Raw genomic sequence first — 22441 nt, forward strand, 5'->3', positions numbered from 1 at the left:
ATTAAGAAAGGCTCGTTCATTGCACAGCGCAATGAACGAGTTTAATGATGCTTAAAATTTATATTTAACGCCAACAGTTGCTGTTGTTCCTAAACCTTTGATGTTATAGCCGCCGAATGTATATGACTGAGCGCGGGCTGGAAAGTAATCTTCGTTAAATAAGTTTTCAATACCTGCAAACCCTTGCCAGTTATCAGCAAATTGGTATTGGCCAGTTAAGTTAAAAATATTATAACTTTCGACAGGGCCCTGATCGCCCACATATTTGCCATCGTCATTTGCTGCAAAGCGTTTTCTATCGCCGACATACAGGTAACTTAATGTTAGTGACATAGCATCACTGGGTTGCCAGTTTAGGTTAGCTGTCGCTTTTGGTGGGCTGATCTGTTTAGAACCTAAATAAACATCTGCTTCGGTGTTTTTACCTTCAACATAGCTATACGTTGCCAGTAATTTTAGGTTTGCAGAAATTGTATAATCTACCAGTGTTTCGTAGCCCCAAATTTCCTGTGGTGCTCGTACTGGTTCATATACGCCGGTCACTTCATTAAATTTATTGGTTGTGCCAAGTTCAGAGGTACTACGATAGGCGGCAACTTCAATACGTACATTATCAAATTGTGAATTAAAACCAATTTCATAGTTGTCGATGATCGAGGCTTCAGTTTGGATCTGTCCAATATCGTTTACCGTGGCAGCACGTAACAGACGGCCAATATCTGAAATATCGGAGCCTTGTGAGTAACTTAAAAATGGGCTGAATTTTTCATCAAGGTTGTACTTAATACCGACATTATAGGTTGTCGCATCGTAATCTATAGTGTCGCCTTTAACGTTAATAGGTACTGAGCACTGAGTTGGCGTTTTACATAGTTTAAGTGTGCGGTAATCGTCTACAGTTAAATCAATGCTTTCTTTGCGAACACCGGCTTTGACAATAAGGTCATCAGCAATCACCCATTTGGTTTGTAAAAAGCCAGCAACACTTTGCATATCCATCTCTGGAACCCAGATACGGCCATCAACAAGTGGCTGCGAAGTCACATCGGTTAATGCATCGATACCATAAATAAATGAGGCTTCGATAGAATCAAAATCTATTTGGGTATTAAATGTTGCCCGTGCGCCTTTTTTCTCTGATCTGATAATTGACTGGCCGCCGTCATAATTTTCGTCTTGATTAGCAAGATTGGGGGAGAAGAAAAACACGTTTTCTATATCTTGCATATAAAGATCTAAGGTCATTTGGGTGTTATCAAATAGCGCGTAGTCTATGTACTTTAGGGTGATATTTTCGTTGCCTTCGGGGCCTTGTGGTTTACCTTGTTTTTGTAATTCAGATGGTACATGGATTGCGTAGGTTTTTTCGCCTAAGCTGATATCGCCAGCAACATCGGCAAGGCCAGTTTTTTGCTGCGAACTGAAGTAGTTATAACTAAATTGTAGCTGTTTTTCGTCATCAAAATCATAGCCCAATTTAGTAAAGTAGTTTTGTGTAACTGCGTCGGATAAACCATATTGTAAACCGAGTATGTCACCCTGGGCATCACGTTGTACGCCATTTTCTTCATAGCTGGCAGTAACTAAATAGCTAAATTTGTCAGCACGGCCATTAATGGCTGCTGATAGCCTTGCACCGGCACTTTCCTCAAGTTTTACCGGACTAAAGCGACTCGATAAACTTATTTCACCTTCGGTTTTACCATCACTTTTTGCTTGTTTAGTGATGTAATTAATAATACCGCCTGATGCTCCGTTACCGTAAATAGAGGTGGCACCTTTGATCACCTCAATGCGGCCGATGGCACTTGGGTCGAGGCTCTTTATACCTAAAGAGCCATTACGCAGTGGGGTTGATTGCGGCACGCCGTCAATCATTATAAGTGGTGCGCGACCACGCAGCGTTTGCCCGGTATTACTCGAACTACCTGTATCAGGGGCAAGGCCCGGCACCATTTGCGCAAGTAAGCTTTGTAGCTCAGGATTTACTTTTAAATGCTCTTCGATTTGCTGTTGATTGATAATAGTAATTGATGCGGGAACCTCATCAATGCTTTCAAAAACACGGCTACCAGAGACAATCACACGCTCCATTTGCGTATCGGTTAATTGGTTTTTATTGATTGCTTCATCGGCAAAAGTGGCAGTGCTTACAGCGAGGGCTAATAAAGTGAAAGAGGTTTTAAACATGAAGATCCTTTACGACTATGTAATTATGAGATATTGCTGTTTTTATTGGCGCAATAATAAGTGTAAAGAAGTGTAAAGGCAAGGGTATTGATAGTTATTATCAATTGCATTTTGTTTTTGCTATTCAAAAAAGTTAAACATCAGCATTATGCTTGCAAAAAATGCCAACCAAAGCGGCGCACTTGCTTGATATTTTCCGACATTAAAAAGTTGATAACAAAAACCAATAAGCAGTAGTAGCTCAATAAGTAGCTGGAGTGGAAAACCCACAAAGGCATAAATGATTCCTATCACTGAGAGAAAGCTATTACCTGATAGTTTGCTCAAGGTGCCAGTAAAAAACTCGGCTGCTATAAAAAAACACAGGTGGTTGATTAGAAATAATAATAGAACACTTTGCATAGCTCTCGTCCTTAAGCTTTTTTCCTGATGCGCTAATAAGTGATTAATTTAATGTAATTGGTACGATTAATTTTAGGGCTAAAATAGGAAAAATAAAGCAACATCACTTGTTTAAAGTATGAGTTGCTACAAGGCTAAAAAGTACATTTACATCGAGTCAGGAACGGCAGTTATTTTAAAGGTAAGGGTGGCATGAGTTGATCTGACAGTGTTACTGGTGGTGTGAACTTAAAGTTATTGTTCAACATCACCAGTGCGAGCTGATTTATTAAAACGTTATAATGCTGAGTTATCTATAATGGCGCTTATACCAAAAGTAACCCCCGCTGATAGTAAAAAAAGCAGGCAGTAGTGCAACCAATAGCCATAACATTTGCACCAGAAAGCCGGCAAAATCGCCAATATGAAATTTGTATTTAAAATTCCACGCGCGAGTTGTGAGGTTGGCTTTTGAGGCATCGTAAGATTGCAGTACTTGACCGGTGTATTGATCGGCCCATACCCAACTATAAGCATGACTTTCATCAGGGTTTCTTACTCTAAGTGCAACTGGGTCGCTGGCTTTTTTAGGCAAATAGATACGAAATAATTCAGCCTCAGGAAATACGGCTAATGCGTTTTGTATAGCCACTGCAAAGTTATCGCCATTGATTATATTTGGCACCTCAAGTTCCGGCGCTTTAGGGCGTGCCTCTACATTATTTTGTGTTACAAACTCAAGCACTGCTTTGGTCTCGTCTTTCCAGTGAAATGCCATACCAGTAAAGGCAATTAAAATAAGAGGGATAAACAGATACATGCCAATCACTGTATGGAGTTGGTAAAGCAAAATACGTAATTTAGCCTTGGGTTTTATTACTAAACGTTTTAGGCGATTTTTAGGTTTAAGCCACATGTATACGCCAACGAATATATTGATAATAAAAATTAACGCACAGATAGAGACCCAATTGCGCAGCGGCTTTTTGCCGTCTGCATCTTGGTATAATAGCCAACGATGAACGGCCATGGTAAAGCCATACACTGTACTGTAATAATCATATTTGAGCAGTACTTGTCCGGTATATGGGTTAACGCTGATATAGTTTTTATCAGCAAGCTGGGCTTGCCATGCAACAGTGGGCTGCTGCTCTGGCATAAGTAAAGTGACATTTTGTTTGGAGTGAATAGCCAGCGTATTGATAAGCACCGGATAGGCCAGTGGTGTTGATTGCGGGGTTACTGTCCAATATTGCGGGTTAATGATTTGCTGAATGTCTTTTGCGTAAATTAAAATAGCGCCGGTGATGCTTAAACAGATCAAAAACAGCCCACTAACTAATGTCAGTATTAAATGAGTACGGCGTAACCACAGCTTTAACAACACAGATATCCTATGATATTTATAAAAATAAAGATGCGATGATAAATGAGAACGCGAGCTGTTTTCAATAAAAATCCGATTAAATGCAATTATGAGTTCGCATCATGGTTTGTTATTGTGGCTGTTTATATTCAATAATACATTGCTCAATAGCAAATTCATGGTGTAAATAGTCTTTAATTGCGTCAATATCAAGTGGCTGAGTAGCTATGATCACCAGTTCACAACAGGTCGTTTTCTCATCAATTTGCCAGGCTTTAATGCTGTGTACTTGGCTAATTGTAAAGTGCTTTTGTAACGCATTAGTGATTGCTTCACGATTAAAGTTATTGGGCGCAGCTTGCATAAGAATTTTGCAACTTTCAATCAGTAGTAATACCCCGTGATAAATTACATATGCCGAAATGAATACTGTGGCAATCAAATCAACAATATACCATTGATAGAGAATAATTAAGGTACCAGCCACAATTACCACGATCGAGGCCATAGCATCAGACACATTATGAATAAATGCAGCGCGAATATTCATGCTATTTTTTGCCCCCGCACGAAAGGTCAACACCGCCGTCGCAACATCAATTACTAGTGCTAATGCTGCCACCCACACTACAATCCAGCCATCGATTGGGGTTGGGTTAAAATAGCTGTCAATGGCTTCTAGTATTAAAAATCCACCAATAATGATTAAGGTGCTGCTGTTTAACAATGTGGCTAAAATTTCTGCACGTTTATAACCAAAATGATAGTGCTCGTTAGCGGGTTTATTACCAATTCTACGGGCGATTAATGCGATAAAAATAGCCGCTGCATCACTGAGATTATGCAATGCATCGGCAATTAAAGACAGACTGCCAGAGATAAGACCGCCAACAACTTGGGCAATAGTAAGTAGCACATTGATAAAAACAGCGAAGCCTAGCTGGCGATCACTTTGGTCGTCATTGTGATGACTATGAGAATGTTGATGAGCCATATTCAGTATTGCCTAAGTTGTTATTATATTGATACTACAATACTAAATGAGCATTGCTGAATTAGCCAGCGGCATAAAGTTGGCATCTGTCGCGAGCGGTTAAGCACTTCTCAGTAACGAAAAGATATGTTAAGTTAGCTTGGAAATCGTTCAAAGGATATATTGCTTGAAGCAATTAGTGTTGTTTATTTTAGCGTTTGTACTACTTCAGCCTGTGCTGGATAGTTTTGACGTGGCTGATCATAACACTGCTATTAATGTAACCTCGCAATTATTACATCAACAAAGTCAATTAGACGAACACTGCTCTGTCAATAACGATCATGATATTCACCAACTGCAACATCAGCAATTAAGCCAAGCCTTAGCTGATAACGCCGATGATGCGCATTGTCATGTATGTCATATCCCCGCATTTTTTACTGAGCCGTGGCAGCAGCATGTCAATTTACCAAGCTACGACATTATTAGTTTGAACGCCCCTGCATTTAATTCGCGTCTGCTTATTCCTGATCTACGCCCTCCAATTACTTACTCACTAAGTTAATTTTTAGCTGGCCAACATCATGGTCACCGATTTATTTAGTAAGAGTATATGTTATGAATTTATACAAACCATTTGGGTTTGCTTGTCTGTGTGCGACTGTATTAGCTGCACCACCCGCATTGGCTACGCCAACGCATAATACCGCCGATTTAACCTGGTTGTTGTCGCAATTAAAACAACACCCAAATTTACAGGCTGATTTTCAGCAGCTGCAAAGTGCCACTGCATCTGTGCGAGCTGCAGGGCAATCTCTATATAATCCAAACCTTGAGTCGAGTATTGAAAAAGAAGGCGATGCTAATAATTTTAGTATTGGGCTGAGCCAAACATTTGATATTAATGATCAACAACAGGCACAACACAGTGCGGCGCTACTGACACTGGTTGCACAGCAGCAGCGTATGCAATTAACGTATTTACAATTAGTTGAACAAACCCTGATTGCGCTTATCAATTGGCGCAGTAGTAAAGCAGCTTTTCAGTTAGCGCAACAGCAAGAGCAGCAATTAGAGCGTTTAGTTACCGTGGTTAAGCGCCGTCGAGCGGCCGGAGAAGTCGGGTTGCTGGATGAACAATTAGCATTGTACTCACTATCAGAAATTTTGAATCAAACCGCCCAACAAGCCAGTGCTTATGCAGATGCTAAATTAGCTGTGCAGGCACTGTTACCAACGTGGCACGAAGATGGACAGCTGACACCTGAACAGTTACTCAGTGGTATTAAACTCACTACAGATACTGAAAATGTGGTCCAACATCCACAACTTTTGCTGGTGAAATCACAATGGCAACAACAGCGTCAGCAAGTAAAGGTGATCAAAGCCGAACGAGCCGTCAAACCAACCATTGGGCTTGTAGCAGGTAAAAATGGTGATGATAACCTTGTCTCTGTGAGTTTTTCTATGCCGCTGAATATAGTGAATAATTTTAGCGATGAATATCAAGCTGCAGAATTTATGGTGATGTCAAAAGAAGCCGAATATCAAGCTTTAAAGCGCACTATGACGTTTCAAGCGCAAGCCAGTAAAGAGGTGATGCAAGCGTACGCTCAGCGCGTTAAGCGTTGGCAGTCGATTAACCAAGCAAATGCAGATAGCAGCCTTACGTTGATAGAGCAACAATGGCAAAGCGGTGATATCAGTACCGCTGAGTACCTAACCATGCGCCAACAGCGTATTTCAGGATTACTTGCTGGCATTGAAATTGTTCAGCAAAGCCAACTGGCGAGCGTGAATTGGTTAACGCAAAGTGGTCAACTTAGCCATTATATTTCTACCTTTACGGATCCCCTAACTGATGGAGCTGCACTATGACGCGCTTAAAAATTATTCTTTCTGCTCTGCTATTTATTTTTAGCAATTTAGGGCAGGCAACCACTGTTGCACAACAAAAGTTTGATGATACAAAAACAGGTCATCAACACAGTGAAGAAGCACCGCACGCTCATACACCAGATGCAGCCCTTGATCATAGTGCTACCACAGCAGTACAACCGAGTGAGAATGTTGAACATGATCAAGCCGGCGGGGTACGTTTAACCCCGACACAAATGCGTTTAGCAAATGTGCAGATCAGCCCATTAGTGAAGCGCACTTATCAATCGCAGCTATATGCCCCTGGTGAAATCAAAGCTAATGGTTATAGCAGTTATGTATTATCGCCACGGGTAGATTCAATTGTGGTGAAACGTCACGCAACCTTAGGACAACATATTCAAGTAGGCGCACCGTTAGTGACTTTATTTAGTGCCGAGGTCGCCAGTGCACAAACCACTTATCGATTAGCTAAAGCACAGTGGCTGCGGGTGCAAAAAATGGGCAAAGGTACGGTGAGCGAAAAACGCTTACTCACAGCCAAGGCAGAATATGAAGTGGCTCACAGTCAACTTGTGGCGTTTGGTTTATCGGCTAAAGCAATTGCGCAAAGTGCGGTCAGCCCAGCCGATAAACTGGGGGAGTACACATTATTCGCTGGTACGTCAGGGGCTGTGCTCAGTGATAATTTTGCACAAGGGCAGCGGGTCGATGCGGGAATTGAACTGATGCTGATTGCTGATGAAAGTCTACTATGGGTTGAAGCGCAATTGTCGGCAAATCAAACCATTAATATTGATACAGGCACAATAGCGCAAGTGAAAGTGAATCAATTCACATACCCAGCCAAGGTGATCCAAGAAGCACACACTATAGATCAGATCACTCGCTCACGGATTGTGCGTTTGAGTGTACAAAACAGCCAGCATCAATTACACCCAGGGATGTTTAGTGACGTGTATTTTGAATTTTCAACTGAGCAACAAGTGTTGGCAGTACCAGAGCAAGCTCTACTTAGGAACCCAGATGGTGATTGGGCGGTATATGTGCAAGATGAAGACGGTGAACTTATAGCAACTGAAATTGAACGAGGCCGACGGTTTGGTCAGCTTCGTGAAATTAAAGGATTAGCTGAGGGCACTAAAGTCGTTACTCAAGGAGCATTTTTTGTCGCATCAGAACAAGCTAAAGGCGGTTTTGATCCGCACAACCATTAGGAGCTAACACTATGTTTAATAATATAATAGATAGTGCGATTGCTAATCGACTACTGGTTTTGCTGACTCTTTGTGTATTAATTGTCACCAGTGTTGTGGTGATCCCAAAACTCAACCTTGATGCTTTTCCAGATGTTACCAATGTGCAAGTGGCTGTTAATACCGAAGCACCAGGTTTGGCTGCCGTTGAAGTTGAGCAGCTGATCACTTACCCAATTGAAGCGGTCATGTATGCATTACCTGATGTAGAGCAAGTTCGTTCGATTTCTAAAACGGGGCTTTCTGGTGTTACCGTGGTGTTTAAAGAAGGGGTGGATATCTATTTTGCCCGCCAACTGGTATTTGAGCGTTTGCAAGCAGCGAAAGAACTGATCCCGGACGGGATTGGTTTGCCAGAAATGGGCCCGAATACGTCAGGGCTCGGGCAGGTTTACCAATACTTATTAGCGGCATCACCTGAATCTGGCTTGGATAGTATGGCGCTGCGCAGCTTAAACGATTGGATTGTGAAGTTACTCATCTTACCCGTTGATGGTGTTACCGAAGTACTGTCGTTCGGTGGTGATGTGCGTCAATACCAAGTAAATCTTAACCCAAATAAGTTATTGGCTTATCAGCTCGAGCAACAACAAGTGGTCACTGCACTGGAAGAAAACAACACCAATGTAGGTGGCTGGTATATGAACCGCGGCCAAGAGCAGTTAGTTATTCGTGGAACAGGTTGGTTTAATGCCGGCACACTAGGGCTGCAAGAAATAGCACAAACGCCATTGAAAACCATCAATGGCACAGTGATCACCATTGCCGATGTGGCAGAGGTGACGCTTGGCAGTGAAATTCGCCAAGGTGCCGCTACGATGAGTAAAAAAGATGGTCAAGGTAATGTGCAATCATTAGGTGAAGTGGTGACAGGGGTGGTATTAAAACGCATTGGTGCAAATACCAAGCAAACCATTGATGGTATTAGCGCGCGGATTGCGATGATCAATCAAGCACTACCAGAGGGGGTAACGTTTGAACCGTTATATGACCAAGCTGATTTGATCACCAAAGCGGTTGATACTGTGGTAGATGCCTTGCTATTAGCGTTTGTATTTATTGTGGTTGTGCTGGCGTTATTTTTAATGAATTTACGCGCCACATTATTGGTTTTATTGTCTATACCAATCTCCATTAGTATGGCTTTATGTGTCATGTCGTGGTTAGGGCTCTCGGCTAATTTGATGTCACTCGGTGGTATTGCTGTGGCAATTGGTATGTTGGTGGATGGCTCGGTGGTGATGGTGGAAAATATTTTTCGTCACTTAACTAACAATACTCATGCTGATCACTCACCGGCTAAATTGATTTCTATGGCGGCTAAAGAAGTTGCCAGGCCGGTATTTTTTGCTGCACTAATTATTTTAGTCGTGTTTATGCCGCTGTTTAGTTTTGAAGGTGTAGAAGCTAAATTATTCCAGCCAATGGCTATAAGTATCATGTTAGCTATTATTTCTGCTGTGATTGTTGCGCTAGTAATCGTGCCAGCAATGGCAGTGTATTTATTTTCTAAAGGTGTCACAGTTAGGCGCAGTGTATTACTTGAGCCGTTAGATAAAACTTATCAAATATGTTTACGCTGGGCAATGGACGCACGTAAAACGGTGATCTCGCTGGCGGGAATATTAGTGGTGATTGCTGGTATCTTATTGCCGCAACTAGGCACTGAGTTTGTGCCAGAGCTTGAAGAAGGCACTATTAACTTACGGGTAACACTGGCACCTTCGGCAAGCTTGGATACAGCATTAATGGTCGCTCCTAAGTTGGAAGCGATATTATTGGCCTTTCCTGAAGTTGAGTATGCACTTAGCCGAATTGGTCGCCCAGAAGTCGGGGGGGATCCAGAGCCAGTTAATAATATTGAAATTTACTTAGGTTTAAAGCCGGTGAGTGAATGGCAATCAGCTGCTAATCGTGCACAACTGCAAGTGTTAATGGAACAAAAATTAGCGCAGTTTCCTGGTTTATTGTTTAACTTTTCACAGCCGATAGCCACGCGGGTGGATGAGCTACTATCAGGGGTGAAAGCGCAACTAGCGATTAAGCTGTTTGGTGCTGATTTAGATGTGTTAGTCGCTAAAGGGCAGCAAATTGAGCAAGCTGTAAAAAGTGTTGCTGGCGCTAAAGATGTGGCAATGGAACAAATTGCTGGTGAAGCACAATTAGTGATCAAACCGAACCGGTTAGCACTTTCTCGCTATGGTTTATCTGTGGGTGATTTAATGTCGATAGTGCAAGATGGCATTGGCGGCACTGCGGCAGGGCAAATTATTAATGCCAATGAGCGGTATGATATTTATGTGCGCATTGGTGCAGAGTTTCGTGACAGCCCAGAAGCCATTGCAGACCTACGTTTATCCTCACCGACAGGTGCCGTGGTTAGGGTTGGAGATGTCGCAACGGTTAATATTGAATCTGGTCCGCCACAAGTGCGCCGTGATGACGTTCAGCGCCGAGTAGTGATCCAAGCCAATGTACAAGGGCGCGATATGGGCTCAGTCGTCGCGGATATTCGCCTTGCCATAGCTGAGCAAGTTGATTTACCCGCAGGTTATGGTGTGAATATCGGCGGTCAATTTGAAAACCAACAACGGGCGCAGCAACGTTTATCTATCGTGGTGCCTATTTCGCTGGCTTTGATTGCATTACTTTTGTATTTTGCATTTGGCTCAATAGGCCAAGCATTGCTGATTTTAGTCAATGTGCCGTTAGCAGTTATTGGTGGTGTGGTTGCACTTTACGTATCGGGGCAATATTTATCAGTGCCAAGCTCTGTGGGTTTTATTACCTTGTTTGGGGTGGCAGTGCTTAACGGCGTGGTGATGGTTGAGAGTATTAATAATCGCGTTAAAGCGGGAGATAGTCTACAAAGCGCGGCATTTAATGGCGCACTATCTCGGCTGCGACCGGTACTAATGACAGCGTTAACCTCAGCGCTTGGTTTGATACCCATGTTGATATCAACAGGCATAGGCGCTGAAATTCAAAAACCATTAGCAACGGTTATTGTTGGCGGATTATTTACCGCAACCTTTCTTACTTTATTTGTATTGCCGGTACTCTACGCTCAATTTAGTCAGCAGTTTTATCGTGTCAATGGGAATAAAAACTAGCTTTACTGCAGTACCTTACACAAGGCGCATAAACTTGCGTCTTGTGTTATTTAGTGCATTAATATATGTAAGTAAGTGTCTAAAACAATAAAAAGTTGATTATGGAAATACAATGCTGAATAGCCTGTTAAAAAATAAAAGCCAATCTATACGGACGAAACTGATTGTTACTTTTATTGTCATTGCGCTAGCGCCATTGTGTTTACTGTCGTGGTTTAGTTTACAACATGTTATTGATTCACTAGAGCAAAGTGCTGAGGTGCAACTAGTTGAATTGAGTAGTATAGGTAAGCAATTTGCTGATATTTGGTTTGCAGATCATATTAAAGATTTGTACCTGTTAAATGATCAACTCAGCCATAAGCAGTTGGATAAACAATCACTAATCAACGAATTTGTTGCGCGCTATGACTTTGTAAATGACATTGATATTATTATTGACCCTCTTAATCGTACTAATTTAGTTAATAATGCTGCATTCTCTGAGTTAGATAGCGAACAGCTAAACGCTATGCTTACCGATTTAGAGCGAGGCGCAGCGAGTGTATTTATCTCAACGCAAGCAAAGCCGCAACGACACTTTGTGGTGTTGCCAGTAACCAATACCCAAAAGATATTAAACTCTATTATTTTGGTTGAGGTTAATTTTCAAGGGTTGCTCGAAAACTTAGCTCATGTTCATGAAAATAATGAAGAGTTGACCTTTCATATTATCAAAAGTGGCGTTGTACAAGATGCAACGCACTCCTCACTTTCTGCGATGTTAAGTAAGCATTTAGCAAAGTTTGATCATGTCTTTACTTATCATAAAAGTGATAATACCAAGCACTACGCGATACTTACACAGTTAAACTTTGCTAGTGCAACTGATTGGCAACTACTGGTGGAAAAGCCTGCGGTGGTTATGCTCAAAGGCGCCACTACTTATAAAAAAGCGGCGATGTTAGTTAATATTATTGCTTTATTAGTCATTCTGGTGCTGTCGTGGTGGTTCGCTCGGCGGCTATCACGGCCACTTATTTCGCTTGCTAGGGCATCGACTGAGATTAGCAATGGTTCGCGAAGCCGCATACCTATTTTAGCGGATAGCAGTGAACTGCAGCAGTTGTCGATTGACCTCGATCATCTGGTTAGTAGTAAATTACAGCAGCAATCAAGGTTGCAAATGCAAAGTGAAGCACTGCAATTAGCACTTAAGCAACTAGCGGAACAAAAAAGCGCACTTGATGAACATGCAATTGTTGCAGTGACCGATATCAAGGGCACGATCACCTTTGTTAATAAGAAATTTTGTGAGATCAGCGGTTACTGCGAAAGTGAATTGTTAGGAAAAAATCACCGTATTTTAAACTCCGGGACTCACCCTAAAGATTTTTTTAAAGGCATGTATAAAACCTTAATCGCAGGCAATGTATGGCATGACCAAATCTGTAATCGAGCAAAAAATGGTGACTTTTATTGGGTCGATACCACCGTAGCGCCTTTTTTAGATGAGCATGGGCAACCGCAAAGTTATATTGCTATACGCACAGACATTACCGCATTGAAATTACAAGAATTTGAACTCGAACAGCATAAAACACAATTGCAATTAGTGCTGGACAGCACTGCAGTAGGGATCTGGGACTGGTATGTAGATACCGGCAAAGCATATTTTAATAACCGCTGGGCGAGTATTATCGGCTATAAATTAGAAGAACTACAACCAACTGATTTTAATACATGGAACAAATATACTCATCCAGATGATCTTGTTACTTCAGGGCAGCTTTTAGAACAGCATTTTGCGGGTGAGAGCGATTATTATGTCTGCGAAGTTCGTATGTTGCATCGTCTCGGACATTGGGTGTGGGTACTGACCACAGGACGTATCGTTGAGCGCAATAGTGATGGCTCTGCAAAACGAATGATAGGTACTCATCTTGATATTACAGAGCGAAAAGAAACAGAAGCACAATTGCAATTGAGTCGCGACCGATTTGTGTCTCTGGTTGGCAATATTCCAGGCATTGTGTATCGATGTAAATACGATGCCCAATGGAGTATGCTCTATCTGAGTGAACAAACAAAAGTTATTACCGGCTATGAACCAAGTGATTTAGTTGATAATCATAAGCTGAGCTTCATTGAATTAATTCACCCGGATGATGTCTCAAGCGTGGCAGAGAAAGTGAGAGTCGATGTTGATGCTCGTCAGCCATGGTCATTAGAATACCGTTTGGTCGCTTCTGACGGCAGTATTCATTGGGTACATGAAAAAGGTCAAGCAGTGTATGATCAGGCTGGCAAAGTATTGTATTTAGATGGTTTTATTCATGATATAACCGAACGTTATCATACTCAATCAACACTTTACCGCCAACAAAACTTACTTGAAGCAATGAGTAAACAAGGTCAAATTGGTGCCTGGGAAGTTGATTTAGAAGCACAGACTATGTACTGGTCTGATGAAGTCAAAGCAATTCATGAAGTCGCTGACGACTATCAGCCAGTAATAGGGCAAGCTCTTGATTTTTATAAGCAAGGTGAACATCGTAATAAAATTAGCGAACTGTTCGAAGATGCTGTTATTAATGGTAACAGCTGGGAAATAGAGTTAATCCTTGTCACAGCGTTAGGCAATGAAAGATGGGTTAAGTCGATAGGCCAAGTTGAATTTAAAAATGAACGTTGTGTGCGTGTGTATGGTTCATTTCAAAATATTGATACTTACAAATACCTCGAATTAGAGAGTAAAAAAGCCAATCAGTACAATAAAAACCTGGCTAGTTTAACAGTTTCTCCTGAGGTACAGGCTGGTAATTTCGATGCAGTAAAAAATTTAGTTGCGCAGTCAATGTGTGAGGTACTAGATGTGCAACGCGCAGCAGTTTGGTTGTTTGATGAAGCTAGCGATGAAATGACGTGCGTGAGTTTATTTATTGATGAACAAGGCTTTGTCGAGCAGCCTTTAGTGTTTAAAACGAGTGAATTTCCCGTTTATTACCAAGCAATATTTGCACAAGGTTTAGTGGCAATTAATGATGTTAATAGCCATCCTGCAACTGTAGAATTTATTGATACTTACACAACGCCATTAAATATTAATTCGATGCTCGATGCGGTGATATCTACCGGTGAGGGCATTTTAGGGGTGCTATGTGCGGAAAGTGTCGATAGCTATCGCTGTTGGAGCCAAAATGAAGAAACCTATTTACGCTCTTTAGCGACATTAGTGGGCAGCGTGTTAATGTCGCAAAGGCGAAAGCAAACCGCTCAAGAGCTGAAACTTGCATTAGTTAAAGCTAATGCTGCAGCAACAGCAAAAAGCCAATTTTTAGCAACCATGAGCCATGAAATACGCACCCCAATGAATGGGGTGTTGGGTATGCTTGAGCTTATCGAACTTGAGGCCTTGACCAAGCCGGTGCGAACGAAAGTCGCTATTGCTAAAAATAGTGCGCATTCTTTATTATCGGTAATTAATGATATTTTAGATTTTTCGAAAGTTGAAGCTGGTAAAATCGAGCTAGAAAGCATCAACTTCAATGTCTGTAATTTACTTGGCGAAATAGCTGAATCTCAAGCGTTATCAGCGCAAGAGAAAAATATTGAAATCATTCTCGATTTAGTGGCTGTGACACCGGTGCAATTTAAAGGCGATCCGGGGCGTATTCGCCAAGTGTTGACCAATTTACTGAGTAACGCTGTTAAGTTTACTGCGCAGGGGGAGATATTGATCCGCGCATCAGTAACCGCCATTGAACAGCAATATCAGCTCAGTATTAGTGTAAAAGACTCCGGCATCGGAATTGATCTAACCAAGCAAAAAGATTTATTTAGCCCTTTTTCACAAGTTGATGCGTCGACTACGCGCGAATATGGCGGTACTGGCTTAGGTTTAGCAATTTGTATGCAGCTGTGTGAGCTGATGGGCGGAACTGTCACTTTAACCAGCGAAGTTGGCCAAGGCTGTGAATTCACAGCGACGATTATGCTACAAGAGGGGAGCGAAACCGAACGCAGTATACCGACCATAGATCTGACCAAGCTCACTATATTGGTGGTTGATGATAACGAAACCAACCGGATTGTGATAAGCCAACAGCTTGCTCATTGGGGAGCTAAAGTAGAGCTTGCATGCAATGCAAGGCAGGCGCTTGAGCTGTGTGAAAAGCGTATAGCTGCTCAACAGAGTTTATATGATATAGCGTTATTAGACATGCAAATGCCAGAAATGGATGGCTTAGCGCTGTGTCGAAAATTAAAAGCTGATGATGATTTTAAAGCTATGCCATTAGTAATGATGACCAGTATTGCGGGGATGGAAGGCGCGCAGCGGTTTAATGATGCTGGATTTCAAGCGTACTTTCCAAAACCGATTACCACTGCTGATTTGATTTCAACAATAGCAGTGATCGCTGATGAACAGTGTGCGACAGACTTACCTTTAGTGACATCAAGTTATATATCCTCACTGCGTAGTGATCAGCATAGAGCAAATAGCCATATTTTATTGGTTGAAGACAATCCGATTAACCAGCAAGTATCTAAACTAATGTTAAGTAAACTGAATTTTACCGTAACGCTAGCGGAGAATGGTCAGCAAGCTCTTGATATTTTAGCGAAAGTACCTGCAGAACACTTTAATTTAGTGCTCATGGACTGCCAAATGCCGGTGATGGATGGATTTGACGCTACTCGCGCAATTCGTGCCGGTGAGGCGGGTGCTAAACATCAACAGATCACGATTATTGCACTCACAGCCAATGCAATGGATGAAGACAAACAGTTGTGTTTAGCATCTGGAATGGATGACTACTTGGCTAAACCAATTCAGCTACAAATATTAAAAGATAAACTAGATCAGTATTAAACAATGCAGTAATAAATAAGAGAGCTTATGACAGACCAAAAAACGATTACCTTAAGAGATGCGCAGCCTTCGGATGCTGCTACTATTTTGCATTTTATTACCGAATTGGCAATTTATGAAAAAGAGCCCGATGCAGTTAAAACCGATGAACAGGCGATTTTAAAAACCCTGTTTAGTGAAGGTGCAACAGCGCATAGTTTGATTTGTTTTGAAGGCGATACGCCAATTGGCTTTGCGGTGTACTTTTACAATTACTCGACTTGGCTTGGCAAGAATGGCTTGTACCTTGAAGACTTATATGTCAGCCCAGATAGCCGAGGTAATGGTGCGGGTAAACTGATTATGCAACATTTGGCACGCCAAGCTATCGCAAAAGATTGTGGCCGTTTTGAATGGGTGGTACTTGACTGGAATCAACCTGCGATCGATTTTTACAATAGTATGGGGGCAGAGCCACAAAATGAGTGGATCATTTATCGACTTACAGGACAAGCATTAATTGATTTTGCCGAGAAATAAAAATACGCAAATGTAAATAAAAATCATTTGCATTAAGTTGTTTGGCTGTGTAAATTAATCACATCATTTAATTTTGTGCAGGTGATTTTTATGTCACACCCACAGTTTCACAGCAGTAATAAATTGTCTCAGGTTGAGCAAGTATTAAGTCCTTGGCAAGCCAACATTATTGCTGGAAATACAGCGTTTGAACGCGGTGCTTTAATTGAAGCTCGCGATAAATACACGACAGCACACACCCTCGCAGCTCGTTTATTAAGCCAATTTAGCCAAGCAAAAATATGCCAGTCAGTTATTAGCGCAATTGAACATTGCTGCCCCGCATTCGTTGTTGCCGCTCATAATTTAGCGGATACATATCGAGCGATGAATCAAGCAGAGCAAGCGTGTCAGTGTTTGTGTGATGTGCATATAAGTTTAAGTCATTTGCTCCAGCATCCATGCGATACGGTGCGTACAGTGGTTGTGCACCATCATCACAAAACCTACACAGAGTTAGTACAGTTTGCCAAATTGCACAGTCATTACCCGCAATTAATAGAACAAATCAATCAGACGTTAAGTTACACCCCAGATCAAACTGCCACTGTGCATTGATCACTTATTCTTAATCCGACAAGGAACAATTATGGCGTTTACATTACCCTCATTACCATATGAGTACGGTGCGTTAGAGCCACATTTAGATGCTAAAACTATGGAGATCCACCATACTTTGCATCATCAAACATATATCAATAAAGCCAATGCGGCACTTGAAAATACCCAGTATAGCGATACTGATGTACATGAGTTACTCGTAAAGATTGACACGTTGCCAACTGAGCTGCAAAAAGTAGTGCAAGAGCATGGTGGCGGACATGCAAACCATTCATTGTTTTGGACAGTAATGAGCCCCAATGGTGGGGGTCAGCCAAAAGGGAGTTTATTAGATGCGATCATAGAGCAGCTTGGCAGCTTTGATAACTTTAAAGAGGCATTTACAGCAGCAGCTGTTAGTCGCTTCGGCAGTGGCTGGGCGTGGCTAAGTGTTAATAAAGATAACCAGCTTGTGGTGGAAAGTAGTTTAAATCAAGACAGTCCATTAATGCACGGCAACACGCCGATTTTAGGTTTAGATGTGTGGGAGCACGCCTATTATCTGAAATACCAAAACCGCCGCCCGGAGTATATCGCAGCATTTTATAATGTTATTAATTGGGCTGAAGTTGAGCGTCGTTATTTAGCTGCTACCAGTAAATCAATCAGCGAATAAAGGTTGAGTGCCGAAAATGGCTAGTAAACTGTGTTTTTTCACGTACTCTATTTGCAGATGTATAGTTAAGAGCACCTTATGGATACTAGCCAATGGCAACTTGCCAGACAAAGCCGCGACCATCGTTTTGATGGACTCTTTTTCATCGGTGTTAAAAGCACCGGTATTTATTGTCGGCCAATTTGTCCTGCCCCTACTGCAAAAGAGCAAAACGTAGAATACTTTCAATATGCCCATAATGCTGCCCAGGCAGGATTTCGCCCCTGCATTCGTTGTCGACCAGATAGCGCCCCTGGAAGTAGCGCATGGCAAGGAACAAAAACCACAGCGCTGCGAGCCAAACATCTGATAGACAGTGACTTAACAACGCAACAAAGCTGTGAACAGTTAGCTGAGCGACTCGGCGTGAGTAGCCGCTATTTAAGGCAGTTATTTCAGCAACATTTTGGTATCTCAGTAACTCAGTATCGGTTATTTAATCAATGTCACTTTGCTAAAAAATTGCTGCAAGAAACTAATTTATCGGTATCCCAAGTTGCTTTTGCAGCGGGCTTTAATAGTATTCGTCGCTTTAATGATGCGTTTTTACAGCAGTTACATATTTGCCCGTCAAAAATGCGTGGTGAGCGCAGCACAACACGTGCGATGTTGACGCTTAAATTACCTTTTCGGCCCCCTTATAATTGGACTGCGTTACAGCAATTTTTAGCTAAGCGGTTAATTTCACCTCTTGAGTGGCTTGGCGAGACATATTATGGTCGCAGCTTTAAAAACCAGCATTGCCAAGGCCAGTTTACGGCTGAGTTTGTAGAGCACAAACATCACTTTTTAGTCAGCATTGATATTGATCAGCCGCGCTTTTTACAGCCTATTTTAAGTGAAATTCGTCGAGTACTTGATTTAGATGCCGATACTGCGCAAATCGAACAACACCTAGCAACTCAACTTCAAGGGGCAATTGTGTTAACCCAAGGGCTGCGGTTACCGGGTATTTTGTCGGTATTTGAGGCTGGTATTCGTGCGGTACTTGGCCAACAAGTCAGTGTGACTGCCGCGCATAACTTAGTGACCCAGCTGGTGGATGAACTGGGTGAACAAGATGGCGAGCGAGTGTATTTTCCAACCCCTGAGGTAGTGGCAAACAGTGAGCTGGCATTTTTTAAAATGCCTCAAGCGAGAAAGAATGCGCTGCGTAATTTAGCGCAATTTTGCGCCGATAACCCTGATTGTCATCAGCTTGATCAATGGCTGCCACTCAAAGGGATTGGACCTTGGACAGTAAACTATGCAAAATTACGCGGCCAAAGTCAGCCCGATATTTTATTAGCGGGAGATTTAGGCGTAAAGAAAGCCCAAGCGGGGGCAAAACCATTTAATGATGAGATGTGCGCGCCATTTCGCTCCTATTTAACCTTTCAACTATGGCAGCAGCTAACATGACTATTATCCAAACCCGCATACCAAGCCCAATTGATGACATTATTATTCAAGGTAACCAAAACGGGGTCAGTTATGTGGGCTTTTATCCAGTTATAGAGTGCTCAGAAACCCCATTTTCAGAGGTTGAGCAGCCACATATTTTAAAATGTGCTGCGCAGCTTAATGACTACTTTGCAGGCAAGCGAACAACCTTTGATGTCACTCTAGCCACCCATGGCACTGCTTTTCAACAAGCGGTATGGCAAGCGCTCACCGCGGTGCCATTTGGACAAACACAGAGTTACTCAGATATTGCTCACGCGCTCAATAATCCCAAGGCTGTTCGCGCAGTGGGGGCTGCTAACGGTAAAAACCCAATCAGTATTATTGTGCCGTGTCATCGTATTATTGGTGCCAATGGTAAATTGACCGGCTATGCGGGTGGGCTAGAGCGCAAGCAGTGGTTACTTGAGCACGAAGGGCTGATTTAATCTTCAAAAAAGGGTCAATAGACTCCAGGAATTAGTTTTAGCACGGGTAAAAAAGGTGATGTTCAATCAAGATTAAGGTAGCATTAGCGCACTTTTTTCAGGGTAGGCATTTTCATGGCTCAGCTGTACTTTTATTATTCTGCAATGAACGCAGGTAAATCTACCACGCTTTTACAATCGGCATTTAACTATCGCGAACGCGGCATGGAGCCTGTTATTTTAACGGCTGCATTGGATGATCGTGCCGGTGTTGGTAAGGTATCTTCTCGAATTGGTTTACAAGCTGATGCACATATTTTTGATGCTGACAAAGATGTTTTTGAACTGATCAAACAGCTTAATAGTGAACAAAAACGTCACTGTGTGCTGGTGGATGAATGTCAATTTTTATCACGTCAGCAAGTAATGCAACTGACCGATGTGGTGGATGAATTAGGCATTCCGGTGTTGTGCTATGGCTTGCGTAATGACTTTAGAGGCGAGTTATTTAGCGGCTCGCAGTACTTACTGGCGTGGGCTGATAAACTGGTTGAACTTAAAACGGTGTGTCATTGCGGTCGCAAAGCGAACCATGTATTGCGTACGGATGAGCAAGGCAAAGCGATTGCCGATGGTAATCAAGTGGAAATTGGCGGCAACGACCGTTATGTGTCGGTGTGCCGCAAACACTATAAAGCTGCGTTAAACATGCAGCGCCGAAGTTAACGCTGCTATAAATTGATCAATATCGGCTCGAGTGATCTGTAAATGAGTTACTAAACGCAAAGTTTTGCTTGGGCTGAATACTATCCCTTGTCCTTTTAGTTGCTGTGCAATGGCATTAATATCAACATTATCAGCAACATTTGCATAGACCATATTGGTTGTATCGCGCGACAAGTCAACGTTAAAGCCTTCAATGGCACTGAGCTGCTGCGCTAAGTAACGCGCATTGCTGTGATCGTCGGCTAAACGGCTAACATTGTGCTCAAGTGCATAGTGGCCAGCGGCTGCCAGCATACCAGCTTGGCGCATAGCGCCGCCAAGTACTTTACGCCAACGCCTTGCTTTATTGATCAGTTCAACAGAGCCAAGTAGCAATGAGCCGACTGGTGCGCCTAAGCCTTTTGATAAGCAAATAGACACGGAGTCAAAGTGTTTGGTTATCTCGGTAATATCTACCTTAAGCGCAACCGCAGCGTTATAAACGCGAGCACCATCCAAATGTAGTGCTAATTGATGGCTGTGAGTGAACTCACGCGCTTGGGCTAAATAACTTAATGGCAGCACTTTACCGCCAATGGTGTTTTCTAAACTGAGTAAGCGGGTATTAGCAAAGTGAAAGTCTTTGGGTTTGATAGCGGCGCGTATTTTGTCAAAGCAGAGGCTGCCATCATTTTCATTCTCGATAGGTTGCGGTTGGATTGATCCAAGCACTGCCGCGCCACCGCCTTCAAATTTATAATTGTGTGCATTTTGCCCACAAATATATTCATCACCACGTTCGCAATGAGCCATTAACGCTAATAAGTTTGCTTGGGTGCCGGAGCTACAAAACAATGCACTGGCAAAGCCATGACGCTGTGCTGCAACGCTTTCTAATTTATTAATACTGGGATCATCACCATATACATCATCACCTAAAGGGGCGTTGAACATAATTTCGCGCATTTTAGCGCAGGGCTTAGTGACAGTATCAGAACGAAAATCAATCATGATATCTCCGGTTGTGTAAATTGCTTGCTGATCTCTTGGCGAGTTTGTTGATCAAAATAACTCCACGCAATAAAGCGACTCACTTTTTGCCCTTGCGCCATTTCAATGATTTTAACTTCAGCCACAGGGTGTGTTTTTAATTGTGCTTGTAACGTGGCTAAGTTTTCTTTTTTTGAAACTAAAGAGGTAAACCACATACACTGCTCAGCAAATAGGGCACTTTCATCGATCATGGTACAAATGAATTGCGCTTCGCCACCTTCACACCAAAGCTCATTATGTTGCCCGCCAAAATTTAAAGCCGATTTAGGGGCTTTGCCTAAGTTTTTCCATTTCCGCTCGCTACTTTGAGCTGCTTGTTGTTCACTGGCATGAAAAGGAGGGTTACACAATGTAATATGAAAAAGCTCTTTTGCATTTATTACCCCCTGAAAAATATGCTGCGACTGCTTTTGTAGCTTGACGGTAATTTTGCGATTATTAAATTGTACGATTTGTTTGGCTAATTTTACAGCGCTCGGATTTATATCTGAGCCTGTGACGCTCCAGTTATATTCATGGCTTGCTAGTAACGGGTAAATTATGTTCGCACCAGTACCTATATCCAGCACTTTAACTTGTCTGCCTTGAGGTATAACGCCTTGATTATCGTTTGCTAGTAAATCGGCCAAGTAGTGAATGTAATCAACGCGTCCTGGAATCGGTGGGCAAAGGTTGTGTTCAGGTATATCCCAAAAATCAACGTTATAGTACGCTTGCAAAAGTGCTTGATTAAGCGTTTTTACTGCTTTGTTATCACTAAAATCAATACTTTTAGTACCATTGGGAGTAAGCACGATATATGGTTTTAAAGTGGGCACTTGAATACTTAGGTAGTCTAAATCATAGCCTTCGTTATGGCGATTTCGAGGGTGTAGTTTTGATTTTAATGGTGTTGATTTCATAACAAATAATTAGCTTAACAAACAAAAAAGTTATTTTACCAGAGAAACACATTGACGTGTGATCTTGTTTAAATTACTGGTAGGATGAGTTGCGGTTCATAAC

The 22441-nt window shown here is 42.1% G+C and carries 16 protein-coding genes; 11 read left to right on the plus strand and 5 right to left on the minus strand.

The features are described 5' to 3' along the window. Positions 1-51: 51 nt before the first annotated feature. The 3 genes from H5163_RS01380 to H5163_RS01390 all read right to left on the minus strand — a co-directional run bounded on the left by H5163_RS01380 (position 52) and on the right by H5163_RS01390 (position 4931). Positions 52-2190 carry a TonB-dependent receptor gene (locus tag H5163_RS01380; protein WP_182734070.1) on the minus strand — a complete coding sequence of 713 codons (2139 nt, stop codon included), beginning with the start codon at positions 2188-2190 and terminating at the stop codon, positions 52-54. Between the two features lie 691 nt (positions 2191-2881). After that, the gene (locus H5163_RS01385) at positions 2882-3955 is read right to left on the minus strand and encodes a PepSY domain-containing protein (protein ID WP_182734208.1); all 1074 of its coding nucleotides are present in this window, start codon (positions 3953-3955) and stop codon (positions 2882-2884) included. A 112-nt stretch (positions 3956-4067) separates the two neighbouring features. Then, a complete protein-coding gene (locus H5163_RS01390; protein WP_145236243.1) occupies positions 4068-4931 on the minus strand; it encodes a cation diffusion facilitator family transporter in 864 nt (287 codons plus the stop codon). 166 nt (positions 4932-5097) lie between these two features. Between H5163_RS01390 and H5163_RS01395 the strand changes: the two genes are divergently transcribed. The 11 genes from H5163_RS01395 (at position 5098) to H5163_RS01445 (ending at position 20404) form a co-directional block, all read left to right on the plus strand. Further along, positions 5098-5478, plus strand: a complete 381-nt coding sequence (locus H5163_RS01395; protein ID WP_182734071.1) for a hypothetical protein — start codon at positions 5098-5100, stop codon at positions 5476-5478. 53 nt (positions 5479-5531) lie between these two features. Then, positions 5532-6791: a TolC family protein gene (locus H5163_RS01400; RefSeq protein WP_182734073.1), complete on the plus strand. Its 1260-nt coding sequence runs from the start codon at positions 5532-5534 to the stop codon at positions 6789-6791. Beyond that, positions 6788-8008: an efflux RND transporter periplasmic adaptor subunit gene (locus H5163_RS01405; RefSeq protein WP_182734075.1), complete on the plus strand. Its 1221-nt coding sequence runs from the start codon at positions 6788-6790 to the stop codon at positions 8006-8008. The genes H5163_RS01400 and H5163_RS01405 overlap by 4 nt, the downstream gene beginning before the upstream one ends. A gap of 11 nt (positions 8009-8019) precedes the next feature. Beyond that, entirely contained in the window at positions 8020-11160 is a 3141-nt protein-coding gene (locus H5163_RS01410) for an efflux RND transporter permease subunit (RefSeq protein ID WP_182734077.1), read from the plus strand. A gap of 112 nt (positions 11161-11272) precedes the next feature. After that, a complete protein-coding gene (locus H5163_RS01415; protein WP_182734079.1) occupies positions 11273-16015 on the plus strand; it encodes a PAS domain-containing protein in 4743 nt (1580 codons plus the stop codon). Between the two features lie 27 nt (positions 16016-16042). After that, positions 16043-16534, plus strand: a complete 492-nt coding sequence (locus H5163_RS01420; RefSeq protein ID WP_149980086.1) for a GNAT family N-acetyltransferase — start codon at positions 16043-16045, stop codon at positions 16532-16534. A 90-nt stretch (positions 16535-16624) separates the two neighbouring features. Beyond that, positions 16625-17131 carry a hypothetical protein gene (locus H5163_RS01425; protein WP_149980087.1) on the plus strand — a complete coding sequence of 169 codons (507 nt, stop codon included), beginning with the start codon at positions 16625-16627 and terminating at the stop codon, positions 17129-17131. 31 nt (positions 17132-17162) lie between these two features. Further along, complete coding sequence (locus H5163_RS01430) at positions 17163-17789, plus strand: superoxide dismutase (RefSeq protein ID WP_182734080.1); 627 nt, start codon at positions 17163-17165, stop codon at positions 17787-17789. 78 nt (positions 17790-17867) lie between these two features. Continuing rightward, complete coding sequence (locus H5163_RS01435; protein WP_182734082.1) at positions 17868-19229, plus strand: DNA-3-methyladenine glycosylase 2 family protein; 1362 nt, start codon at positions 17868-17870, stop codon at positions 19227-19229. Then, the gene (locus H5163_RS01440) at positions 19226-19699 is read left to right on the plus strand and encodes a methylated-DNA--[protein]-cysteine S-methyltransferase (protein WP_182734083.1); all 474 of its coding nucleotides are present in this window, start codon (positions 19226-19228) and stop codon (positions 19697-19699) included. The genes H5163_RS01435 and H5163_RS01440 overlap by 4 nt, the downstream gene beginning before the upstream one ends. 114 nt (positions 19700-19813) lie before the next feature. Beyond that, complete coding sequence (locus H5163_RS01445) at positions 19814-20404, plus strand: thymidine kinase (protein ID WP_145236208.1); 591 nt, start codon at positions 19814-19816, stop codon at positions 20402-20404. Here H5163_RS01445 and ltaE read toward each other — a convergent pair. Both ltaE and rlmF read right to left on the minus strand, forming a co-directional pair. Then, positions 20381-21394, minus strand: a complete 1014-nt coding sequence (gene ltaE, locus H5163_RS01450; protein ID WP_145236205.1) for a low-specificity L-threonine aldolase — start codon at positions 21392-21394, stop codon at positions 20381-20383. The two genes, H5163_RS01445 and ltaE, sit on opposite strands and share 24 nt — an antisense overlap. Next, the gene (rlmF, locus tag H5163_RS01455) at positions 21391-22338 is read right to left on the minus strand and encodes a 23S rRNA (adenine(1618)-N(6))-methyltransferase RlmF (protein ID WP_182734084.1); all 948 of its coding nucleotides are present in this window, start codon (positions 22336-22338) and stop codon (positions 21391-21393) included. The genes ltaE and rlmF overlap by 4 nt, the downstream gene beginning before the upstream one ends. Positions 22339-22441 lie beyond the last annotated feature (103 nt).

The sequence above is a fragment of the Pseudoalteromonas sp. SG44-8 genome (assembly GCF_014164125.1).
GTDB classification, from domain to species: domain Bacteria; phylum Pseudomonadota; class Gammaproteobacteria; order Enterobacterales; family Alteromonadaceae; genus Pseudoalteromonas; species Pseudoalteromonas rhizosphaerae.

Bases quoted from the DNA above. Each gene is read 5' to 3' on its own strand.
- H5163_RS01410 (WP_182734077.1), top strand. From the start codon at position 8,020: ATGTTTAATAATATAATAGATAGTGCGATTGCTAATCGACTACTGGTT.
- H5163_RS01390 (WP_145236243.1), bottom strand. From the start codon at position 4,931: ATGGCTCATCAACATTCTCATAGTCATCACAATGACGACCAAAGTGAT.
- ltaE (WP_145236205.1), bottom strand. From the start codon at position 21,394: ATGATTGATTTTCGTTCTGATACTGTCACTAAGCCCTGCGCTAAAATG.
- H5163_RS01420 (WP_149980086.1), top strand. From the start codon at position 16,043: ATGACAGACCAAAAAACGATTACCTTAAGAGATGCGCAGCCTTCGGAT.
- H5163_RS01380 (WP_182734070.1), bottom strand. From the start codon at position 2,190: ATGTTTAAAACCTCTTTCACTTTATTAGCCCTCGCTGTAAGCACTGCC.
- H5163_RS01415 (WP_182734079.1), top strand. From the start codon at position 11,273: ATGCTGAATAGCCTGTTAAAAAATAAAAGCCAATCTATACGGACGAAA.
- H5163_RS01425 (WP_149980087.1), top strand. From the start codon at position 16,625: ATGTCACACCCACAGTTTCACAGCAGTAATAAATTGTCTCAGGTTGAG.
- H5163_RS01430 (WP_182734080.1), top strand. From the start codon at position 17,163: ATGGCGTTTACATTACCCTCATTACCATATGAGTACGGTGCGTTAGAG.
- H5163_RS01435 (WP_182734082.1), top strand. From the start codon at position 17,868: ATGGATACTAGCCAATGGCAACTTGCCAGACAAAGCCGCGACCATCGT.
- H5163_RS01440 (WP_182734083.1), top strand. From the start codon at position 19,226: ATGACTATTATCCAAACCCGCATACCAAGCCCAATTGATGACATTATT.
- H5163_RS01405 (WP_182734075.1), top strand. From the start codon at position 6,788: ATGACGCGCTTAAAAATTATTCTTTCTGCTCTGCTATTTATTTTTAGC.
- H5163_RS01445 (WP_145236208.1), top strand. From the start codon at position 19,814: ATGGCTCAGCTGTACTTTTATTATTCTGCAATGAACGCAGGTAAATCT.
- rlmF (WP_182734084.1), bottom strand. From the start codon at position 22,338: ATGAAATCAACACCATTAAAATCAAAACTACACCCTCGAAATCGCCAT.
- H5163_RS01400 (WP_182734073.1), top strand. From the start codon at position 5,532: ATGAATTTATACAAACCATTTGGGTTTGCTTGTCTGTGTGCGACTGTA.